Origin of the sequence: Chryseobacterium tongliaonense, assembly GCF_041224435.1 — a bacterium.
Lineage (GTDB): Bacteria > Bacteroidota > Bacteroidia > Flavobacteriales > Weeksellaceae > Chryseobacterium > Chryseobacterium tongliaoense.
On record NZ_JBGFFD010000013.1, the window covers coordinates 1 to 18,422 of the forward strand.

At 35.6% G+C, this 18,422-nt stretch carries 14 protein-coding genes; 4 read left to right on the top strand and 10 right to left on the bottom strand.

From position 1 onward, the window contains the following. Positions 1-313: 313 nt before the first annotated feature. The 3 genes from AB8P06_RS19145 to AB8P06_RS19155 all read right to left on the bottom strand — a co-directional run bounded on the left by AB8P06_RS19145 (position 314) and on the right by AB8P06_RS19155 (position 4,534). Positions 314-1,021, bottom strand: a complete 708-nt coding sequence (locus AB8P06_RS19145; protein ID WP_369844010.1) for a hypothetical protein — start codon at positions 1,019-1,021, stop codon at positions 314-316. A gap of 131 nt (positions 1,022-1,152) precedes the next feature. Further along, positions 1,153-2,685 (bottom strand): M20/M25/M40 family metallo-hydrolase, encoded by a 1,533-nt coding sequence (locus AB8P06_RS19150; protein ID WP_369844012.1) that lies wholly within the window; start codon positions 2,683-2,685, stop codon positions 1,153-1,155. Between the two features lie 124 nt (positions 2,686-2,809). Then, positions 2,810-4,534: an AraC family transcriptional regulator gene (locus AB8P06_RS19155; RefSeq protein WP_369844014.1), complete on the bottom strand. Its 1,725-nt coding sequence runs from the start codon at positions 4,532-4,534 to the stop codon at positions 2,810-2,812. 287 nt (positions 4,535-4,821) lie between these two features. Between AB8P06_RS19155 and AB8P06_RS19160 the strand changes: the two genes are divergently transcribed. Continuing rightward, on the top strand, positions 4,822-5,037 hold the full coding sequence (locus AB8P06_RS19160) for a hypothetical protein (protein WP_369844016.1): 216 nt from the start codon (positions 4,822-4,824) through the stop codon (positions 5,035-5,037). A 212-nt stretch (positions 5,038-5,249) separates the two neighbouring features. On the opposite strand, the gene AB8P06_RS19165 is transcribed toward AB8P06_RS19160, so the two are convergent. The 4 genes from AB8P06_RS19165 to AB8P06_RS19180 form a co-directional block, all read right to left on the bottom strand. Next, positions 5,250-6,698: a TolC family protein gene (locus AB8P06_RS19165; protein ID WP_369844019.1), complete on the bottom strand. Its 1,449-nt coding sequence runs from the start codon at positions 6,696-6,698 to the stop codon at positions 5,250-5,252. Continuing rightward, a complete protein-coding gene (locus AB8P06_RS19170) occupies positions 6,685-9,879 on the bottom strand; it encodes an efflux RND transporter permease subunit (protein WP_369844021.1) in 3,195 nt (1,064 codons plus the stop codon). Before AB8P06_RS19170 ends, AB8P06_RS19165 begins: the two co-directional genes overlap by 14 nt. A 94-nt stretch (positions 9,880-9,973) precedes the next feature. Further along, a complete protein-coding gene (locus AB8P06_RS19175; protein WP_369844118.1) occupies positions 9,974-11,053 on the bottom strand; it encodes an efflux RND transporter periplasmic adaptor subunit in 1,080 nt (359 codons plus the stop codon). Between the two features lie 151 nt (positions 11,054-11,204). After that, the gene (locus AB8P06_RS19180) at positions 11,205-11,597 is read right to left on the bottom strand and encodes a hypothetical protein (protein WP_369844023.1); all 393 of its coding nucleotides are present in this window, start codon (positions 11,595-11,597) and stop codon (positions 11,205-11,207) included. A gap of 291 nt (positions 11,598-11,888) precedes the next feature. Here AB8P06_RS19180 and AB8P06_RS19185 point away from each other — a divergent pair, with 291 nt between their 5' ends. Together AB8P06_RS19185 and AB8P06_RS19190 are read left to right on the top strand one after the other, a co-directional pair. Beyond that, positions 11,889-12,281, top strand: a complete 393-nt coding sequence (locus AB8P06_RS19185) for a hypothetical protein (protein WP_369844025.1) — start codon at positions 11,889-11,891, stop codon at positions 12,279-12,281. Positions 12,282-12,297: 16 nt separating this feature from the next. Continuing rightward, complete coding sequence (locus tag AB8P06_RS19190; RefSeq protein WP_369844027.1) at positions 12,298-12,717, top strand: META domain-containing protein; 420 nt, start codon at positions 12,298-12,300, stop codon at positions 12,715-12,717. Between the two features lie 130 nt (positions 12,718-12,847). On the opposite strand, the gene AB8P06_RS19195 is transcribed toward AB8P06_RS19190, so the two are convergent. After that, entirely contained in the window at positions 12,848-14,587 is a 1,740-nt protein-coding gene (locus tag AB8P06_RS19195; protein ID WP_369844029.1) for a phage tail-like protein, read from the bottom strand. Positions 14,588-14,872: 285 nt separating this feature from the next. Further along, positions 14,873-15,130 (bottom strand): SemiSWEET transporter, encoded by a 258-nt coding sequence (locus AB8P06_RS19200; RefSeq protein WP_369844031.1) that lies wholly within the window; start codon positions 15,128-15,130, stop codon positions 14,873-14,875. Positions 15,131-15,497: 367 nt separating this feature from the next. Between AB8P06_RS19200 and AB8P06_RS19205 the strand changes: the two genes are divergently transcribed. Continuing rightward, the gene (locus AB8P06_RS19205) at positions 15,498-16,916 is read left to right on the top strand and encodes a tetratricopeptide repeat protein (RefSeq protein WP_369844033.1); all 1,419 of its coding nucleotides are present in this window, start codon (positions 15,498-15,500) and stop codon (positions 16,914-16,916) included. Positions 16,917-17,373: 457 nt separating this feature from the next. Here AB8P06_RS19205 and AB8P06_RS19210 read toward each other — a convergent pair whose 3' ends face one another. Further along, positions 17,374-18,408 (bottom strand): NAD(P)/FAD-dependent oxidoreductase, encoded by a 1,035-nt coding sequence (locus tag AB8P06_RS19210; protein ID WP_369844035.1) that lies wholly within the window; start codon positions 18,406-18,408, stop codon positions 17,374-17,376. Positions 18,409-18,422: the final 14 nt, after the last annotated feature.

Consider the following 18,422-nt stretch of genomic DNA (forward strand, 5'->3'; position numbering starts at 1 on the left):
TAAATTTTCAAAATTAGGGAAAGGAGGAGAAAGAAAGTAAAAAATCATTGGGAATCCATTCAAAGCTTATAGGTTTTAAAAACCTATAAGCTGTAATTTTTTAGAATTAGAATGTCTGTGAAAGATATTTGGTACAAACCGGATATATCTGAAATCGGCGAACTAATAGAATATAATATAGCTTTTTAAAATAGATAAAAAGAAATCCCAACCAATAGATAGTCGGGATTCTTGTTGCTCATTATTTATATTTAATAATGAACAAACTACAATTTAGTATATGATTGAATGTTTTGGTGTCGTTTGAAGTATTTTAATTACATAATGTTAAAAACTGATGGCTCATTTGTACTTTGAACCTTGCTTCAGATTTTAACTTACTATATATTGTATGTTCTAAAGCATGTACTGCTTTTAGTTTCTGATCAATAAAGCCTGCAATCTGTACAATTGAAAACATGAAATTCCTGTATAATGTTATATCAACAGTCTGCCCGTAAACCGGCAGATAAGCTTTTAAAAAGGGAATTGTTGATTGATGCCGGCTATAATTTACACAATAACCTGGTCCTTCTTTGGAGGTAATAATTTCATCCTTATTAATATAGTCTAAAATGTTTTCGTTTTCTTTGGGAGAAATCCTGTTTTTAGAAAAATAACGATTGATCTTGTCCAGAATATGTTGGGCATATTCCATCATTGTAATGGTTTTCCATTCGAATACGTGTTTCATTCCATTTTTTACTGCATCAGAAGAAGGTTTTACATTTTCGCAACTTGTACAAAAAGAAATCCCTATTTTTTCGGAGTAAGGAAAAAAACAATCTTTAATCTGAATGGAAGCGTCTGCCTGAAGCCTGTCATTCGCAAAATTATAATACAGATACGGACTGTATAATTCCACGAGGTTTTTCAGATAATCTGTTTCGCTTGTATTGTAATATTCTTCAAACCATTTTTCAAGGTTATCATAATAATGGTTTTCAAATTCATTAAAACTTAAATAAAACGGCAATTCCATAGCTTTGTATTTTGATAAAGCAAAACTATTGCGGTAAAGCGACAAAACTTGACGTGTTAAAAAAAGTTTTCAGAAATCTGAAATTTTGAAGTCAGAGACTGGAAACACTATCTCTGTCTATCAACTCTTAACTACTTGTCATAATTCCTCATTATATATTCAAAATAATGAATCATCTTCATATAGTTTTCTATGCTGATATATTCATTGGTACTGTGAATACTCTGTTTTTCAGGATCGTTGATTTTAATGGGCATGAATCTGTAAATATGGTTACTGACGATCTGATATTTATAGGCATCCGTAGCAGCAATGGTAAGATAAGGTGTCGCTATGGCGTCAGGATAAATTTGTTTAATCCCCGACTCTATCATCTGATACGCTTTTGTATTGGAAGGTGACACCAGCGAAGCCTCTCTTGTATTGTCGATTTCCTCAACCTCAACATCGAAACCTTCTGTGGCTTTGGCAATATGTTCTTTAACGTCTTTAACAGAATTTCCGGGAAGCAGTCTGAAGTTTACAATAAATTCCACTTCGGGAGAAAGCACATTCGGCCCGTCACTTCCTTTCATCATCGTTAAAGCTGTGGTAGTTCTTACTAAAGCATTAGTGGAATTATTTTTTGTCAGCTGAGATAATAAAAGAGGTTTTAAAAGCCATTGATTGGAAATAGCCAACCGGTTGGCAAAAGGCATAGATCCGCCAATATTATCAAAAAAACCTTTGATAAGAGGAGTAATCGTTGGTTTCATCTGATTTTCTTCCAGCCGCTGCATGATAACGGCCGCTTTACCCATCGCACTTTCCGTAGGTGGCATCGAGGAATGCCCGCCTAATCCTTTTACTTTTATTTTTGCGGATAAAAATCCTTTTTCTGCACAACCAATAACTGCCACATCAGAATTAATGCCTTTAATACTTCCTTTTTCCAATATTAAACCACCCTCATCATATACGGCGTCAAACTTTAATCCTTTCTTTTTAAAATAATCCGCAATCTGTACCGCTCCTTTTTGTCCGCCTACCTCTTCATCAAATCCAAAGGCCAGATAGATATCCCGTTGTGGAGTCTGCCCGCTTTTGATCATATTCTCCATAGATTCCATTAAAGAAAACAGCATTCCTTTCATATCTATTGCTCCTCTTCCATAGATTCTTCCATTGGCTACCGCTCCTGAAAACGGGGCAAAATCCCAATCTTCCGCAACTTTTGTTACAGCAGGTAAAGGCTTGTCATCCGGCCTGAAAATATTTTCTTCTTTATTTTTCACATCAGCATCCCCCGGAGGCACCACATCGCTGTGTGAAAGAAATACAATCGGTTCAAGTGCGGGATTGCTTCCTTTAAGCCTGAATACCAAAGCATGGGTATTGATCTCGTAATTTTCCGTATGCTGATAGACCAAAGGATATGAGCTTTTTAAATATTCTTTAAACCTGTCAAAGGGGCCATAATCAAAATTCCCTAACTCACCTGTAGAAACCGTTGGAATCTTTATCCCTCCGGAAAGCCTTTGAACAGCTAAATTATTTTTCATCCATTTTACTTTATTTCCTGAACCGGATGCATTTTTTTTAAACGGATAGGTAAAGGTTTTTATCAGCAGAATGGCGATCAGAACAATAAGGATTCCCAAGATAATTAAAAGGATTTTTTTCATGGTGATTAAGTTTTGTGACGGTATGATTTATTACAAAGATAATGAACATACTTCCGGTAAGAAGGAATTATTTAATCTGAAATAAAAAAGCATTGAAAATTCAATGCTTACTCGTTATACCTGTTTAAATAGGATTCAATGTCGAAAAATTATTTTTATTATCCAGCTCATATTTTCTTTTTCGGATAAAATCAGTGGGGCGGATGCCATTAATTTCATAAAATAAGTCTGAAAAATTCTGCCTGGAAGCAATTCCGCATTCTTTGGCCAGTGTTTCAATTCCGTATTTCAGGTATTTTTTATCTTCAAAAAGCAGAACGGTTATATAATTAATTCTTAATTCGCTCAGGTATTTATTGAAATTAACGCCTTTACAGTCATTGATCACCTGCGAGAGATAATTCGAGTTGGTTCCCAGCTGACCGGCCAGCTTATGAATGGTGAGGCCTTTTTGGGTGAATTCTTTTTTGTCTTCAAACCTTTTCAGCTTTCTGAGTAATTCTTCCACTTTATTTTCATCCGGTCCTGATTTTTTCTCTTCCGTGGTGGTAAGAGATTTTTCGCTTAATGCATTCTGATGCAGGATAAACCGTTCTTCCAACAAAATATATTTCTTCTGAATATTCTTTTCTTTCCGATACCTGATGATCAGTAAAATAATTAAGCTAACGGCCAGAATAATCAATCCGGTAATAATCCAGCTTCCCCACGAATTGGCTTTCTCCAGTTTACTTTTTTCTTCCAATAAAGTTTTTGTATCATATTCTTTATGAATTTTGGGCGACAAATAAACAAAATCTTTTGAAATAATGCTATCTGCTTTTAAAAGCTGACCTGTATAATATAATTGTTGTCCCTGATCGCCTTCCTTTTTATAATGATTGATAAGAATTTCGTAGTTTTCTCTTAATTCGGGAAGAATAAACTGGTGTTTCTGGAAAATAGAATCTACCTTTTTAAAATAGGAAATAGACTCAGCATTATTCTTTAAGCCTGCATAGCTTTTCCCGGTGTAAAAATAATCTACCGACAGCCATGCAAAATCTCCTTTATCTTTAATAGGAAACGTTGATTGCCCCAAGTGATCTAATGCAGATTGGTACTGATTCTTTTTATAATCTGAAATTCCCCTGCAAAGAAGAAAGTAGCCTTTTTCCTGGATATAGTCTTTATCATCCCCCGTTTCAGCAAGACCTGTTTCTATCGCTGTATCTGCTTCTTTAAATTTTCCCAGGTTCCGGTAACAGATGATCAACTGGTGTAAGCTGTTCAGATACCCTTTTTTATTGTTGTAAATTTCATTCGGGTGAAGATCTGATTTTGTTTTCGGCAGATAATGGGCAATGCATTGCTTAAACATTTCGGAAGCTTCCTGATAATATCCCAGATAACTTTTTACGACACCAATATGGTACAGGTTCTGAAATTTTAAAAACTCATTTTCCGTATCTTTTGTGTATTCATAAGCCAGCAGATATTCATTAAGGGCAGACTGGAATCTTTTATAATGATAATAATAAATAATTCCTTTTTCCAAATAAGCAATTCCTATCAAATCTTTACTGTCAGATAATTTTGCAGCTCCGATGGCACTGTCTGCATAGATGATTTTTTTCTCGTTAGATGGTGAATAAAAAATCCCGTCTTTATATCCCTGTACTAATTTCTCATAGTTCTTTTCAGTCTTTGCCTTATTGATATAGGATTGAATGTAGGGGAAAGCTTTGGGATTATTTTCCTCGAAATTTTCATATTTCGTTCTCAGTTTATAATACTCACTATACCCTTCCTGAGAAAAGAAAAGTTGAAAAATTAATAGAGATAGTATATATGGTAGTTTTTTTATCACATTTAAATAATTATCAGGGTACAGTTTGTCATCAAAATTACATAAAATCATTTAATTTTTATCATTCAATATTGAATTAATAGGGATAATCTTCATTTCTTAAAACAAAAGAATAATATATTGATTATTAATACTTTAAATAAGTCCTAATTCATTAATTAGGACGTCTCAATTTCCGAATAGAGACAACAAGTGCTTTTTTTTATGGTTTTATGAGTATAATTTCGAACTCAGAATTCTGAAACAATATAACCTGGCCGGGATAACCTTTATAACTCTGAAATTATATGAAAAAGTTTATCTCATTAAAAATATCCTTAGTATTAAGTATTTTATTTTATTCAGCAACACTAATATCCTGCAGACAGGATGATGACAATGATTTTCAAAGATCTGAAACCGTTTTCAAGGACAGTAAAACAACCGGTAAAATAATACAGGACACTATACAGGAAGGCGATCCACCGATAAAAACAGGAAGCCACTGGAAAACAAAAAACTAAATTTAAAATATCCTAAGAAAGACTTTTCATTTTTATAATTAAAACTAATAACCATGTAAATATATAATTTAGTTGCTATTTGCAGGTAAATTGCAAGGGTCCGGGATCCGCCGGACCCTTTTATTTTAAAAACTTTTTAAAGCACAAAACACTATAAAAAAGAGGCTGTCATACGACAGCCTCCTCTTTCAAAAAACATTAAGGATTTATAATCACTTCCAGCCTCCGCCTAAGCTCTTATAAATATCTACAACTGTACTCAGCTGTTTTTGTTTAGCTTCAACCAGTTCCATTTTTGCATCCAAAGCATCTCTCTGATTCAAAAGAACCTCAAGATAATCTGCCCTTGAATTTCGGAATAATTGATTAGCAATATCGATCGATTGTTCTAACGATTTTGTTTCCTGTGCCTTTAGCTGATAATATTGGTCTATATTTTTCACTTTAGACATCAGATTTGCCACATCTAAATAGGCATTCAAAATCGTTTTATCATATTCATACAAAGCCTGGATCTGTCTGGCATCCGCTGTTTGGAAATTTGCTTTAATCGCACTTTTATTAATTAGCGGGCCAGCCAATTCTCCTGCTAAACTTGCAGCCATAGATTCCGGCAATTTAACCAAATAAGAAGGTTTGAAAGCTTCTAATCCTAATGTTGCGGAGATTTCCAGTGAAGGATAAAACTCTTTTCTCGCTGCTTCTACATCTAATTTTGATGATTTTAATTCGAATTCAGCTTGTTTAATATCAGGACGGTTTGCCAATAATTGTGACGGAATCCCAGTATATACCGTCTGCGGAATTGTGGTCATAAAATCTTCCTTCGTTCTTACAATCGGCTGTGGATAACGACCGCAAAGCGCATTGATTTGGTTCTCCTTTTCGGTAATATCCTGACGGATCGTATATTCTGTTGCTTTAGATTTTGCCAGTTCTGCTTCAAATTTTTTCACTGCCAATTCAGTTGCCGCCGCAGCTTCTTTCTGAATTTTTGAAATTTCCAAAGCTTTTTGCTGAAGCTTAATGTACTGTTGAATAATATCCAACTGATTATCCAAAGCCAGCAATTCATAATAATTATCTGCAACTTCTTCAATTAGGTTTGAAAGAACGAAATTCTTCCCTTCGACCGTTGACAGATAATGAGCAACTGCAGCTTCTTTTTCAGTTCTCAGCTTTTTCCAGATATCGACTTCCCAGTTTGCCATCAACCCGCCTTCAAAATTTCCAAGCGGATCCGGCATTTCTTTTCCCGGTTCAATTTCTGTTGTTGCATCACCTGCTCCTTCGCTTGTGTAGCGCCCTGCTTTCTTTACACCTGCTCCAATTCCCGCGGAAACAGTGGGTGTTAATCTTCCTTTTTTAGCTAAAACCCCACTTTTTGCAATTTCAATTTCCTGCAAAGTGATCATTAATTCCTGATTGTTTTTCAGAGCGGTTTCAATTAAGCTTACTAAATTCGGATCGGTAAAAAACTGTCTCCAGGGTGTTGTTCCGCTGTTGTTATTTGCATCACCCTGATCTTCCTGATTAAAGTTTTGAGGCACATTTTCTTTCACCTCATCTTTTATCACGGTCGCCATTGGTGCCTTACAGCTTGCTAAAAGAAGCGATAAGGCGATGGCTGCTATATATCTTTTATTATTATAAATCTTCATGTTTGTCATCGTGTTGATAAGGTTCTGTTTGTTCAGTTAAAGGATTTTCTTCTTCATATCTTGCCAGTCTCGATTTGTCTGCGATTGTTCCGAAAATATAATACAGTCCCGGAATAATCATCAGTCCGAAAATAGTTCCGATCAACATACCTCCTGCTGCAGCTGTACCGATCGTCCGGTTACCAATCGCACCCGGCCCTGTTGCCATTACCAATGGAATCAAACCTGCAATGAATGCAAATGATGTCATCAAAATCGGACGGAAACGAATGGCGGCTCCTTCAATGGCAGCCTGCGCTACCGGAATTCCTTCCTCTGCCTTTTTCTGAACGGCAAATTCTACGATTAATACGGCATTTTTACCCAAGAGACCAATCAACATGACCATCGCTACCTGAGCGTAAATGTTGTTTTCTAATCCTAATAATTTTAAGCATAAGAAAGCTCCGAAAATACCCGTCGGTAATGAAAGAATTACCGGTAATGGAAGAATAAAGCTTTCATATTGTGCTGAAAGAATCAGATAAACAAATCCTAAACACACTAAGAAAATAAATATCGCTTCATTTCCACGACTCACCTCATCTTTAGAGATACCCGCCCAGTCGATACCGAAACCTCTCGGAAGTGTTTTGTCTGCCACTTCTTTAATGGCTGCAATTGCCTGTCCGGAACTGTAACCCGGCGCAGGAGTTCCACTTACCTCGGATGAATTATACATATTATGTCTTGTGATTTCGGATAAACCATAGACTTTTTCCAGGTGCATAAAATCTGAATACGGAACCATCTGCTCTTTATCATTTTTTACATATAATTTCAACAGATCCGTCGGCAATGCGCGATATTGCGGTCCTGCCTGTACAATGACTTTATAAGGCCTGTCGAAGCGGATGAAACTCGTCTCATAGTTGGAACCAATTAACGTAGATAAGTTATCCATCGCATTTTCGATCGTCACACCTTTTTGTTCGGCAAGATCATTATCCACTCTCAACATATATTGAGGGAAACTCGCGGAATAGAATGTAAATGCAGAACCCAGTTCGGGACGTTTTTTCAGTTCCCTTACAAAGTCGTTGCTTACTTTTTCCATCTTCTGATAATCCCCACTTCCTGCTTTATCAAGCAAACGAAGTTCGAAACCACCTGCGGCTCCATACCCCGGAATCGACGGCGGCTGGAAGAATTCTATATTGGCTCCCGGAATATTTTTGGCTTTTGCTTCAAGCTTTTCTATAATTTCCGCAGCGGATTCTGAACGCTCATCCCAGCTTTTAAGGTTAATCAGACAAGTACCTGAATTGGAACCCGTACCTTCTGTAAGGATTTCATAACCTGCCAATGAAGAAACGGACTGTACTCCATCAATATCTTCTGATTCTCTTAATAGCTCTTTGGCAATCTGATTGGTTCTTTCCAATGTAGAACCCGGTGGCGTCTGGATAATTGCATAAATCATCCCCTGATCTTCTGCCGGAATAAACCCGGACGGAAGTGAATTACTCAGGAAGAATGTACAAGCACAAAAAGCTAACAATAAAGGAAGTGTAATGGTTTTCTTCTTTACTGTTTTGTTTAACATCTTCTCATATTTCCCGGCTCCTTTTGTAAATAAACTATTGAATTTATCCAGGAAAATGGTGATCGGAGTTCTTCTCTTAGCTTTTCCGTGGTTATTTTTCAGAATTAAAGCACATAAAGCAGGAGTCAATGTCAAAGCTACAACCCCCGAAAGGATAATTGCAGAAGCCATTGTAATGGAAAACTGACGGTAGAAAACCCCAACCGGACCGGACATGAACGCAATAGGAATGAATACGGATGCCATTACCAGAGTAATCGCGATAATTGCCCCGCTGATTTCATGCATTGCCTCTTCTGTCGCCTTTAATGGTGATAAATGTTTCTCTTCCATCTTGGCGTGAACAGCTTCAATAACCACAATTGCATCATCGACAACGACCCCAATGGCCATTACAAGAGCAAAAAGCGAGATCATATTTAATGTAATCCCAAAAGCGGACATCACGGCAAAGGTACCCACCAATGATACCGGAACCGCTAACGCAGGAATCAACGTCGAACGCCAGTCTCCCAGGAAAAGGAATACCACGATTGCTACCAGAATAAAGGCTTCAAATAAGGTATGAACTACTTTTTCAATCGATGCATCCAGGAATCTTGAAACGTCATAGCTGATGTCGTAGTGCATTCCTTTCGGGAATGTGGTTTTCTGCAATTCTGCCATCAAAGATTTTACGTTTTTGATAACGTCACTTGCATTGGAACCGTAAGACTGCTTTACAGTAATTGCTGCAGAAGGTTTTCCATTCAATGTAGAATAAATATCATACATCGAAGAACCGAATTCGATATCTGCAACATCTTTTAATCTGATAAATTCTCCGTCGGGTTTTGCCTTAAGGATGATATTTCCGTAATCTTTTTCATTATTAAAACGACCCGGATATTTTAAAATATATTCAAATGACTGGGATCTTTTACCTGAACTTTCTCCTGTTTTACCAGGTGATGCTTCCAAACTTTGCTGGTTCAATGACTCCATTACTTCGTCTGCCGAGATGCTGTAAGCCGTTAACCTATCAGGTTTAAGCCAGATACGCATGGCATATTCTCTTGTTCCCAGGATATCCGCAAAACCAACTCCGCTTACCCTTCTCAATTCAGACATTACATTGATATCTGCATAATTGAAAAGGAATTTCTGGTCTGCTTTCGGGTCGTCACTATACAAGTTGATATACATCAGCATGTTTGGTTCCTCACGGGTAATTTTCACCCCTTCACGCACTACCAGCGGCGGAAGTTTATTGACTACGGAAGACACACGGTTCTGAACGTTTACAGCCGCTACATTCGGGTCAGTTCCCAAGTCGAAAACCACCTGGATAGAGGCTTCCCCGTCGTTTCCGGCATCAGACGTCATATATTTCATTCCCGGCACACCATTTAAACCTCTTTCCAACGGGATAACCACGGATTTGATCAACAATTCGTTGTTGGCACCTGGATATTCTGCAGTAATGTTTACTTTTGGTGGTGAAATGGACGGGAATTGTGTAACCGGTAATTTAACCAGGGATAAAACTCCCATAAATACAATAATCAAAGAGATTACGATAGACAGAACAGGTCTGCGAATGAATTTCTTAAACATAAAAATAATGATAATTTATTAATGATGAATGATTAATGATGAATTTGAACAGTTTATATGATCAATTTATCGCTTATCAATTATCATATATTTTCTACTCTGCTTTTAATTTCAATGATTGAAGAACTTTTTTCGGATCCTGGGTTTTTGTCTGAACTTTCTGATCGTCTTTCACTTTCTGAACACCTTCCAGCAAGATTTTATCTCCTGTTGAAAGTCCCGATGCCACAATGTAAACATCCGGAAGCTCGTACGCTATTTTAATATTTTTAGATCTTGCCACACCATTTTTATCAATGACAAAAACATATTTTTGATCCTGGATTTCGTAAGTTGCTTTCTGGGGAATGATCAAAGCATTTTTCAACGGTAAGGTCATTCTCACTTTTCCTGTTTCCCCGTTTCTTAATAATTTATTCGGATTCGGGAATTTTGCTCTGAAAGCAATATTTCCAGTTTCATTGTCAAATTCCCCCTCGATGGTCTGAACTTCGCCTTTTTGCGGGAAAATATCACCATTGGCCATCACCAATGAAACCTGGTTGCTTCCTCTGTCTGCTACATGGGTCTGATAGCTCAAATATTCCGGTTCGGAAACGTTGAAATAGGTATAGATATCAGTGTTATCGGATAGGGATGTTAACAAATCTCCTTCATCAATTAAGCTTCCTAATTTCAAGGGTAGTCTGTCAATAATCCCTGAAAACGGAGCTTTAATATCTGTGAATGACAGGTGGATCTGGGCCAGTTTTGCTTCTGCATTGGCTGCATCAAGCTTAGCTTTTGCCATTGATCTTTCGTTTTTAGAAACAATGTTATTGTTTGCCAATGTACTTGCATTTTTCAGCTCAATCGTAGCCTGAGCGACTTCTGCCTGTGCTTTCAACAGTTCTGCCTGATACAATTTAGGCATAATGCGGAATAATGTCTGTCCCTGGCGTACGTACTGACCTTCGTCTACATAAATTTTTTCAAGGAAGCCTTTCTCCTGTGCGCGAACCTCAATGTTTTTTACAGATCTGATCTGAGCTACATATTCTTTATCAATCACCGTATCCATCACTACCGGAGTGGTTACGGGATAAATTGCAGCTTCTTCTTTTTCTTCTTTTTTCTTGTTACAACTGAACAATAAAAGACTGCTTAGCGCAATACTTGCGACAACTCTTTTCATCATAATTCTAGAGTTTATATAAATCGTTAATGTTTGTTTGAAATAAAAAATAGTAATAGAGAAGATAATGCTGTGATGATTACCGGCATACACAACATAAGCTATTCTCCGCTCCAGTTGAAGGGCAGAAAATATAATCGAAAAATGAATTTTAAATTCTGATAGAACGTATCAGAATGAATCTTTTTACTGTAGAAAAATCAGATAAAAAGCCATGGATAGTAGGCTTTGAACTTTTAAAGCTTTTTAAACCGAAAATATAAACCAGTGTAAAAACACTCGCAAAAACTACGATATCCTGTAAGGTATCTGACAGTTGGAAGTCGTCTTCCGCAAGTTCCAGTGAATAGATATTCCCGATATCATCCGGAGCTTGCTGAATGGAGAGTTTTTCGTAAGTCTGATTCAAACGGTTGACCTTTTTCGGCATATGATGAGAAACATGGCCTGAATAATTGCCTTGTAAAGTCTTGACGTTGATCTTGCTTTCTACTACAAAAAGCAGAAATAAGGCTGTCAAAAAATATACGATATAGTTTCTCATTTTGAAGTTGCAAATGTAAGCTTAGATTTGAATAGTCTTATACAGATTAACAAAATTTAACTCTCCTTTAAATAAGCTGAAATGCGATGGATATTATTTTCCTAAGACTTTTTCAGATTTTTTAAACTTAGTCTGACGCAATATTACACTTCAAATTATGAAAGAAAACGCTAATTAAGAAAATAAGAATTTCTAAATATTTTATAAAAATTTAACACATATTAAATAAAATAATCGTAAATTTATACAAAATCAACACTTAATTCATGAAACACTTAATCACTTATTCTTATGAAAAAATTAGTACCATTCATTATTCTTGGCCTTGCTGCCATTTCTGTAGCAGCGTGTAAACATCCGGGAAAGGAACCGGAAGTCGTCGTCGCCAATCCCCCAGCAACTACTGATGATATCGTTAAAGATATCTATACAGATAATTTCGGGGACAAAATAGAAGTATCCATTAATCATACAATGAATACAGCGACCATACATCTGGACGGTAAGACCTATGAGCTTACAAAAAGTGAAGATCTGCCGGATTACACTGCATCAAACTCCGAATATCAATATTCAAACATCAGAGGGAATATTACCTTTTTGAAAAGAAATGTTGATATGGTTCTCTTCCATCACAAGGCTGATCAAAAAGAATCAGGGCAAACAAAAATGGCATCTTACTAACTTAAATTAATAAACTATGAAAATTTTAACAACGCTTTTATTGATCTTTTTTTTAGCTGCATGCACCAGCAAGCCTGCTTCATCGAAAGATACTGACATTACCGGAAAAACATGGAAGCTTACGGAAATCAATGGAAAACCCATTCAGCTTAAGAATCCTAAAAATAACCCTTACTTTTCATTAAATATGGCAGACATGAGATACTCCGGACACGGAGGTTGTAATGGGGTTGGCGGAACATTTGAAATAAAACAGGACGTAATGCGGATCAAATTTAACCAGGGAATGTCTACAATGATTGCCTGTGAGGATCTTGAAACAGAGCAATTGTTTACAAAAGCTTTGCTGGCTGCTGATAATTATTCTGTTAATGGAAATACTTTAACTTTAAATAAGGCTAAGATGGCTCCGTTGGCAAAATTTGTTTTACAGTAACGAAATAAAACACATCCATATAAAGAGGAGCCTGTATTGCATACAGGCTCCTCAATTTTTCATCTTAATAAATATCACCCGTTCTAAGCTTTTGTGTTTCAAATTATATATTTTAAAATGAGGGATTTTTTTATTTAATTGCAGTTGCATAAATAGAGGTTTCCTGCCAGCTCCCGCCAAATTTTGATATAACGGTATCCTTAGTTGCCGGAGTAGCAGTGCCTCCTTTTACAGTATCGCCTGCTATATACCTGTAAGTTTTATTTCCTGCTGTGGTGTTATTGATAATAATCGTTCCCTGAAATACATCAAACTGTTGAGAATTTGATGCTGTTCCCGGCCCCTGTACTCTAAAGCTCATTAAACTGGGAGACTGTATATCCGAAGTTTTCCCTGCAACAACACCTATCGCTACATTCTGGTCAGTAAATGAGCTTCTTACAAACATCCATTCATCTGCATTTAAAGCACCCGAAGTGTGGGCCAGCTGAGTTATGGTAACCATCCACCTTCCAGGAGGCAGCGTAATTGAACGCCCTGTATACCGGTAGCTTGAATTACCAATAAAAGGTATATCAATCCCTGCATTTGTATCTCTTGTTCCTACAACAACATCTGTTACAGGTGCTTTCCAGACTGCTGTACCGTTTGAATCAGTAGAAGTTAGTACCATCCCCGCAGTAGGAGCACCGGTTTCAAGTCTTATTGTACCCAAAGTATGGAAGGTAGTCTGCGGGTTTGTAGTTCCTATACCTATCCGTCCATTATTTCTCAATACCATGGCAGGGTCTTCGGTAGCTTTGGTTCCGGCACGAAACTGAAGATTTCCACCTGCTGCACCTAATCCATAAAAATCATCACCTGCTGCATTATTATATACTGCTAATTTTTTAATATCATTCGTTCCCCCAAGGTCAAGTTTACTATTAGGTGAAATAGTTCCTATACCTACATTACCATTACGATTAATTACCACATCATTTGATAACTGAGCAGCCGTAGGTGCAGAATTTATATTATTATCTCTTGCCCCATCAATATGGAACATCTGCTGTGGTGTTGCCGTTCCAAACCCGATATCTTGATTATCAGCCACGAATACTCCCGGTCTGGCCGGATTATATGCATATTTGCTTCCGCCTGCTGATCCTATAGCTAATCCGTCGTAACCATACTTTGCTCCGGCTGCTGTATTATGTCTTATATAATAGCCGTAATTAAGGTCGTTTTCACTGAATCTCAATTCACCTCCGGAGCCGTCTGTATTAGCATTTGAATGAATTCTAAAAACAGGATCAGGTACAGATCCTGTCTGGGAAGCAGGCCCGCTCAATCTCATTTCATTTCCTAAAACCTGTAAGTCTGAATTGGGAGCAGCAGTACCAATGCCTACTCTATTATTAACTGCATCAACTGAAAAGGTACTTCCATCTACAGAGAATCCGTTAACAGCATCAGAATTAAAAGCTAATGTATTCTTTCCCTGAGTAACAACACGGTTCCCAGTAAGGCTTCCGTTTATATTATAAATAGTATTATCACTGATCGGGCCTGAGTTTATCTTTACCCAAACACTTCCATCAAAATAATAATATCCCGTATTGTTTATATTAATGGCTGTTCCGGCTGCTGTTCCGGTAGCAATGTTATTGACGTAAACCAACGTAGAAGTAATAACTTCTGTCATAGATTGTGCTCTCTGCCGGTCAACTCTCGGAACCAATAAACCGTCAGTCGTTCTGGCTGTTCCTGTTGCATTTTTTGCTACTACATCAAGTGTTGCCTGCGGATTCGGTGTATTAATTCCAACCTGTGCGAAAGCTAGTGACCCTGTTGAAAGGAACAAGCATGTAAAAATTTTGTTTTTCATTTTCTTAGTGTGTAATTAAATTTTAATTGAACCTGAACTGGATTTCCGAAATACAAATTCGATAAAACCTGGTTACAAATCTAGAACCAATACCCATAAAATGAGATACTGCAATTACACTTCAAGTAAATAACAAACTGATTTACAATAATATAAAAACACAATACAGTATAAATGAAGTAGAAAACATTTATAAAATGTGATTGCTAATAGTGGAGTTATTCTTCAATTTAATCGACAAAAATTGCTTTGATATCATAAAAAAATAAAGATTTGAAAATCAAATTACTTCTTTTTGTAGATCAAATAGCAAATAAATAAACAGGTATTAAGAAGAACTGCAAAAGAATTTGACAAAATAATGGGAAGTTCATTTTTTAAAAAACCATACCAAACCCATAAAGAAAGACCGCAAATAAGAACCAACAGCATTACCCATGAGATATCTTCAACATTTTTTTCTTTTATTACTTTTATTAATTGTGGAACCATTGAAATGGAAGTAAGTATTCCTGCTGCAATTCCTAAAATATTTTCGTTCATGATTTATATCCTATTTTTTTTGAAGATAATAAGTTTTATTTTATTTATGAAATTTCAACTTTTATATTGAAAAATTCCAAGAACACTTTTATATTTAGCATAAAATTCAATAAAAAAGCTATCTTATCATTAAAAATAAATATTTTTCAACATATCTGTAGAAGATATTTATTTAATGGTTAATTTTATATATAAATCTAAAATGATTGTTAATGTAAAAAAACAATAAATTAATTCCAAATTACTGTAAGAAAATCATTTATGAACCAATTTATATTAAGAATAAATATATAATAACAAGGTTAATGTACTATAATCAAATAGTAGTGATGTTATCAATTAATTTTGCACCTTAAAAACAAAATGTATGCTCTCAAAATCTTATTTCAGGAAAGCATTTTATGGTCTATTTTTATTATTTTTCATACAATATCCGGCACAAAATCGTAGCATAAAAGAACTTGATAGCCTTACAGAAAAATTAAGGTTGGAGGGTAATATTCAATCGAGCATTCAATTAAATCAAAATGCTATAAAATCATTTGAAAAGAAAAATAATGTAAATGGTTTAATAGCTGCATATATCAATATGGGTGGTCTTTTATGGTCACTTCATCAGTATAAGGAAAGCCTGGAATATCTGGAAAAAGCAGAAGAGAAGCTAAGAAAGATTAAAAATTACGTTTTATGTGCAAAAATGTATGGGGAATACAGCAGAAATTATGCTTCTTTAGGACTTATACAGCAATCCAACACCAGTCTGGATTCCTCAATCTATTTTGCTAAACAAATTACTGACAAAAAACAAAGAGAACAACTTTTATATTTTTATTATACGTGGAAGCTGGCAAATTTTGAAGAACTGCACCGTGTAGATTCTATTAATGCCATACAAAAAAAGCGCATGGAATTGTCTGCCCAGCCACTTACTTTCGTACATATTGCAGAAAAACATATAAAATCCAAACAGCTGGATTCCGCAGAGCTCTATCTTAATAAAGCTTTGGATATTTCGGAGAATTACAGCCTTTATCAAAAATCAATGACTTTATTTGCGTTTGGAAAACTGTACACTGAAAGGCAGGATTATGAAAAAGCCCTAAACTATTACCTTCAGTCTCTTTCTATTTCCACCAGGCTTCACCGTAAAGTAGATACTAAAAACACTTATAAAGCGATTTCAGATACCTATAAATTTCTTAATGATACAGGCAAAAAAAATGAATACCTGGAAAAATATTCTGATCTGAAAGACAGCATCAATGATTCTGAAAGAGAAGCAATGCAAATTCCTGTAGATAAAATTCTCAATGAAGAAACTCAGAAAGAAAAAAAAGAACGGATAAAGTTTTACATATTGATCTCAATTATTATCGCGACTTCGTTATTCTTGTTGATTTTTTTAACCAAAAAATATATAAAAAGTCAAAGGCAGAAGGATGAAATTATCATTGAAACCATGTATGAAACCGATGAGCTTAAAAGCAAACTCAATACAGCTTTTGAAGATTTATCTAAGCTTGCCATGACTAATGATCCTTTTTTCCTTACCCGCTTCAAAGAAGTTTATCCTGATTTTTATGAAACCCTTACTACAAAATATCCTCACCTTACCACAAATGATATCAAATTCAGCGCTTTTCTAAGGCTGAACCTTTCAACCAAAACCATTGCTCAGTACAAAAACATTTCTATCCGAACTATTGAATCCAGAAAATACAGGCTCAGAAAAAAATTAGAGCTGGCTTCGGATGTAGATCTGAATAAATGGATGATGGAATTATAGAAATTTACCTTTTAAATTTTACAGAATTCCTGTTTTAAATCGGAATCAGTGGATAATTTTAATTAAAACCCGACTGGTTATAAATATTGTATACTCTATTAACACTTCATTTAAAAACCCAAAATACTGTAATACAACATTTTAATAATTGAAGTAAAATTGCAGTAGTGAATTCCTTAATAATCAGCCTTATCTTTGAAACATATTCTAAAGGTTAGTATAAAACACAAATTTGTTCCCGAATAAGGATTTGGTTAGTGAGCGTAGAATAATTAATACGCTCACTCTTTTCTTCTAACCTGAATAAAAGAAAGAGATAATAAGTGTTTGTTTGAAGTGTTCGCTTTACTAAATTATGAAGTGGAAGCAGGAATGCAAATATGCTGATATCAGAAACTCATCCCGTTTTGTATTGGCTATTTGCATCCTTTTTTTTAAAACCAGGGACATCAAAATTTTATTTGAACCTGCTTAAAGAAACTTCTTCGTGCAGAGGAATACCTTTTTCTATAAAATCATACAGATTCTTTGCGAAATAACATCCATTTAAAATTCCTCTTGCTCCAAGGCCGTTAAAAACGTATAAGTTTTTATTTTCAGGATGCACTCCGATAATAGGCCTTCTGTCCTTTACGGTAGGTCTAAAACCGAAATTCACTTCCTTTACTTCAAAGTCATAGGGATAAACTTCTGATAAACCGTTAACCAGTTGTTCAACCGCAGACTCATCAACGTGATGGTGTAATTGTTCCCGGTCATAGGTTCCTCCATAAAAATACAGATCATTATCAATCGGGAACAGGAAATGTTTCTTTTTAATCGTGATGTTCTGAGGGATGGCCTCTGAAAGCTTAACCTTAATATGATGTCCTTTATTAGGATTTACAGGAATATCGGAGAAATACGGATTTTCCTTTACTCCCATTCCCTCACAGAAGATTATATTTTTAAAGGAAATATCATTATAAACAGAGTCTGAAACATTTAATTTATGATAATCGAACTTCTGCTTGATAAGCTGTTCATTTTCTTCAAAAAAACGGAAAAAATCACTGAAAAACCCGCTGACATCAAGCCTTGCCGATTGGTCCACTTTTCCTGTATTAAAAGGATTGTTTATAATCTCCAGATGTTCAAATTCCTTATTTAAAAATTGGGATAACTCGTCATTATCAGATTTCTTCAGCCATAACTTCTGCTCATTCTCATCATGAAAAACTCTGTGAATCGGAGCTTGAATCAGGTAATTTTTACCGGTATAAGATTCTATTTCCTCAAGTGTATTTTTTAGAAAATCAATCTGCTGCTGAGCAAGCCAGAATGTGGTGAATTTTTTAAGAACTACAGGATTAATAATTCCTGCCGAAACCTGTGAAGCACTTTTGCGGCCTTCAGAATAAATCACAAAAGATTTATTATTTCTAATCAATTGATGGGCAAAAAAGATCGCCGCATATCCGTCTCCAACAATAATATAGTCTACATTTTTCATAATAAAAAAACCTG

What these genes read in the sequence shown, in the direction of transcription:
- AB8P06_RS19150 (WP_369844012.1), bottom strand. Translation starts at nt 2,685, where the DNA reads ATGAAAAAAATCCTTTTAATTATCTTGGGAATCCTTATTGTTCTGATC.
- AB8P06_RS19160 (WP_369844016.1), top strand. Translation starts at nt 4,822, where the DNA reads ATGAAAAAGTTTATCTCATTAAAAATATCCTTAGTATTAAGTATTTTA.
- AB8P06_RS19205 (WP_369844033.1), top strand. Translation starts at nt 15,498, where the DNA reads ATGCTCTCAAAATCTTATTTCAGGAAAGCATTTTATGGTCTATTTTTA.
- AB8P06_RS19185 (WP_369844025.1), top strand. Translation starts at nt 11,889, where the DNA reads ATGAAAAAATTAGTACCATTCATTATTCTTGGCCTTGCTGCCATTTCT.
- AB8P06_RS19195 (WP_369844029.1), bottom strand. Translation starts at nt 14,587, where the DNA reads ATGAAAAACAAAATTTTTACATGCTTGTTCCTTTCAACAGGGTCACTA.
- AB8P06_RS19165 (WP_369844019.1), bottom strand. Translation starts at nt 6,698, where the DNA reads ATGAAGATTTATAATAATAAAAGATATATAGCAGCCATCGCCTTATCG.
- AB8P06_RS19170 (WP_369844021.1), bottom strand. Translation starts at nt 9,879, where the DNA reads ATGTTTAAGAAATTCATTCGCAGACCTGTTCTGTCTATCGTAATCTCT.
- AB8P06_RS19180 (WP_369844023.1), bottom strand. Translation starts at nt 11,597, where the DNA reads ATGAGAAACTATATCGTATATTTTTTGACAGCCTTATTTCTGCTTTTT.
- AB8P06_RS19210 (WP_369844035.1), bottom strand. Translation starts at nt 18,408, where the DNA reads ATGAAAAATGTAGACTATATTATTGTTGGAGACGGATATGCGGCGATC.
- AB8P06_RS19145 (WP_369844010.1), bottom strand. Translation starts at nt 1,021, where the DNA reads ATGGAATTGCCGTTTTATTTAAGTTTTAATGAATTTGAAAACCATTAT.
- AB8P06_RS19190 (WP_369844027.1), top strand. Translation starts at nt 12,298, where the DNA reads ATGAAAATTTTAACAACGCTTTTATTGATCTTTTTTTTAGCTGCATGC.
- AB8P06_RS19175 (WP_369844118.1), bottom strand. Translation starts at nt 11,053, where the DNA reads ATGAAAAGAGTTGTCGCAAGTATTGCGCTAAGCAGTCTTTTATTGTTC.
- AB8P06_RS19200 (WP_369844031.1), bottom strand. Translation starts at nt 15,130, where the DNA reads ATGAACGAAAATATTTTAGGAATTGCAGCAGGAATACTTACTTCCATT.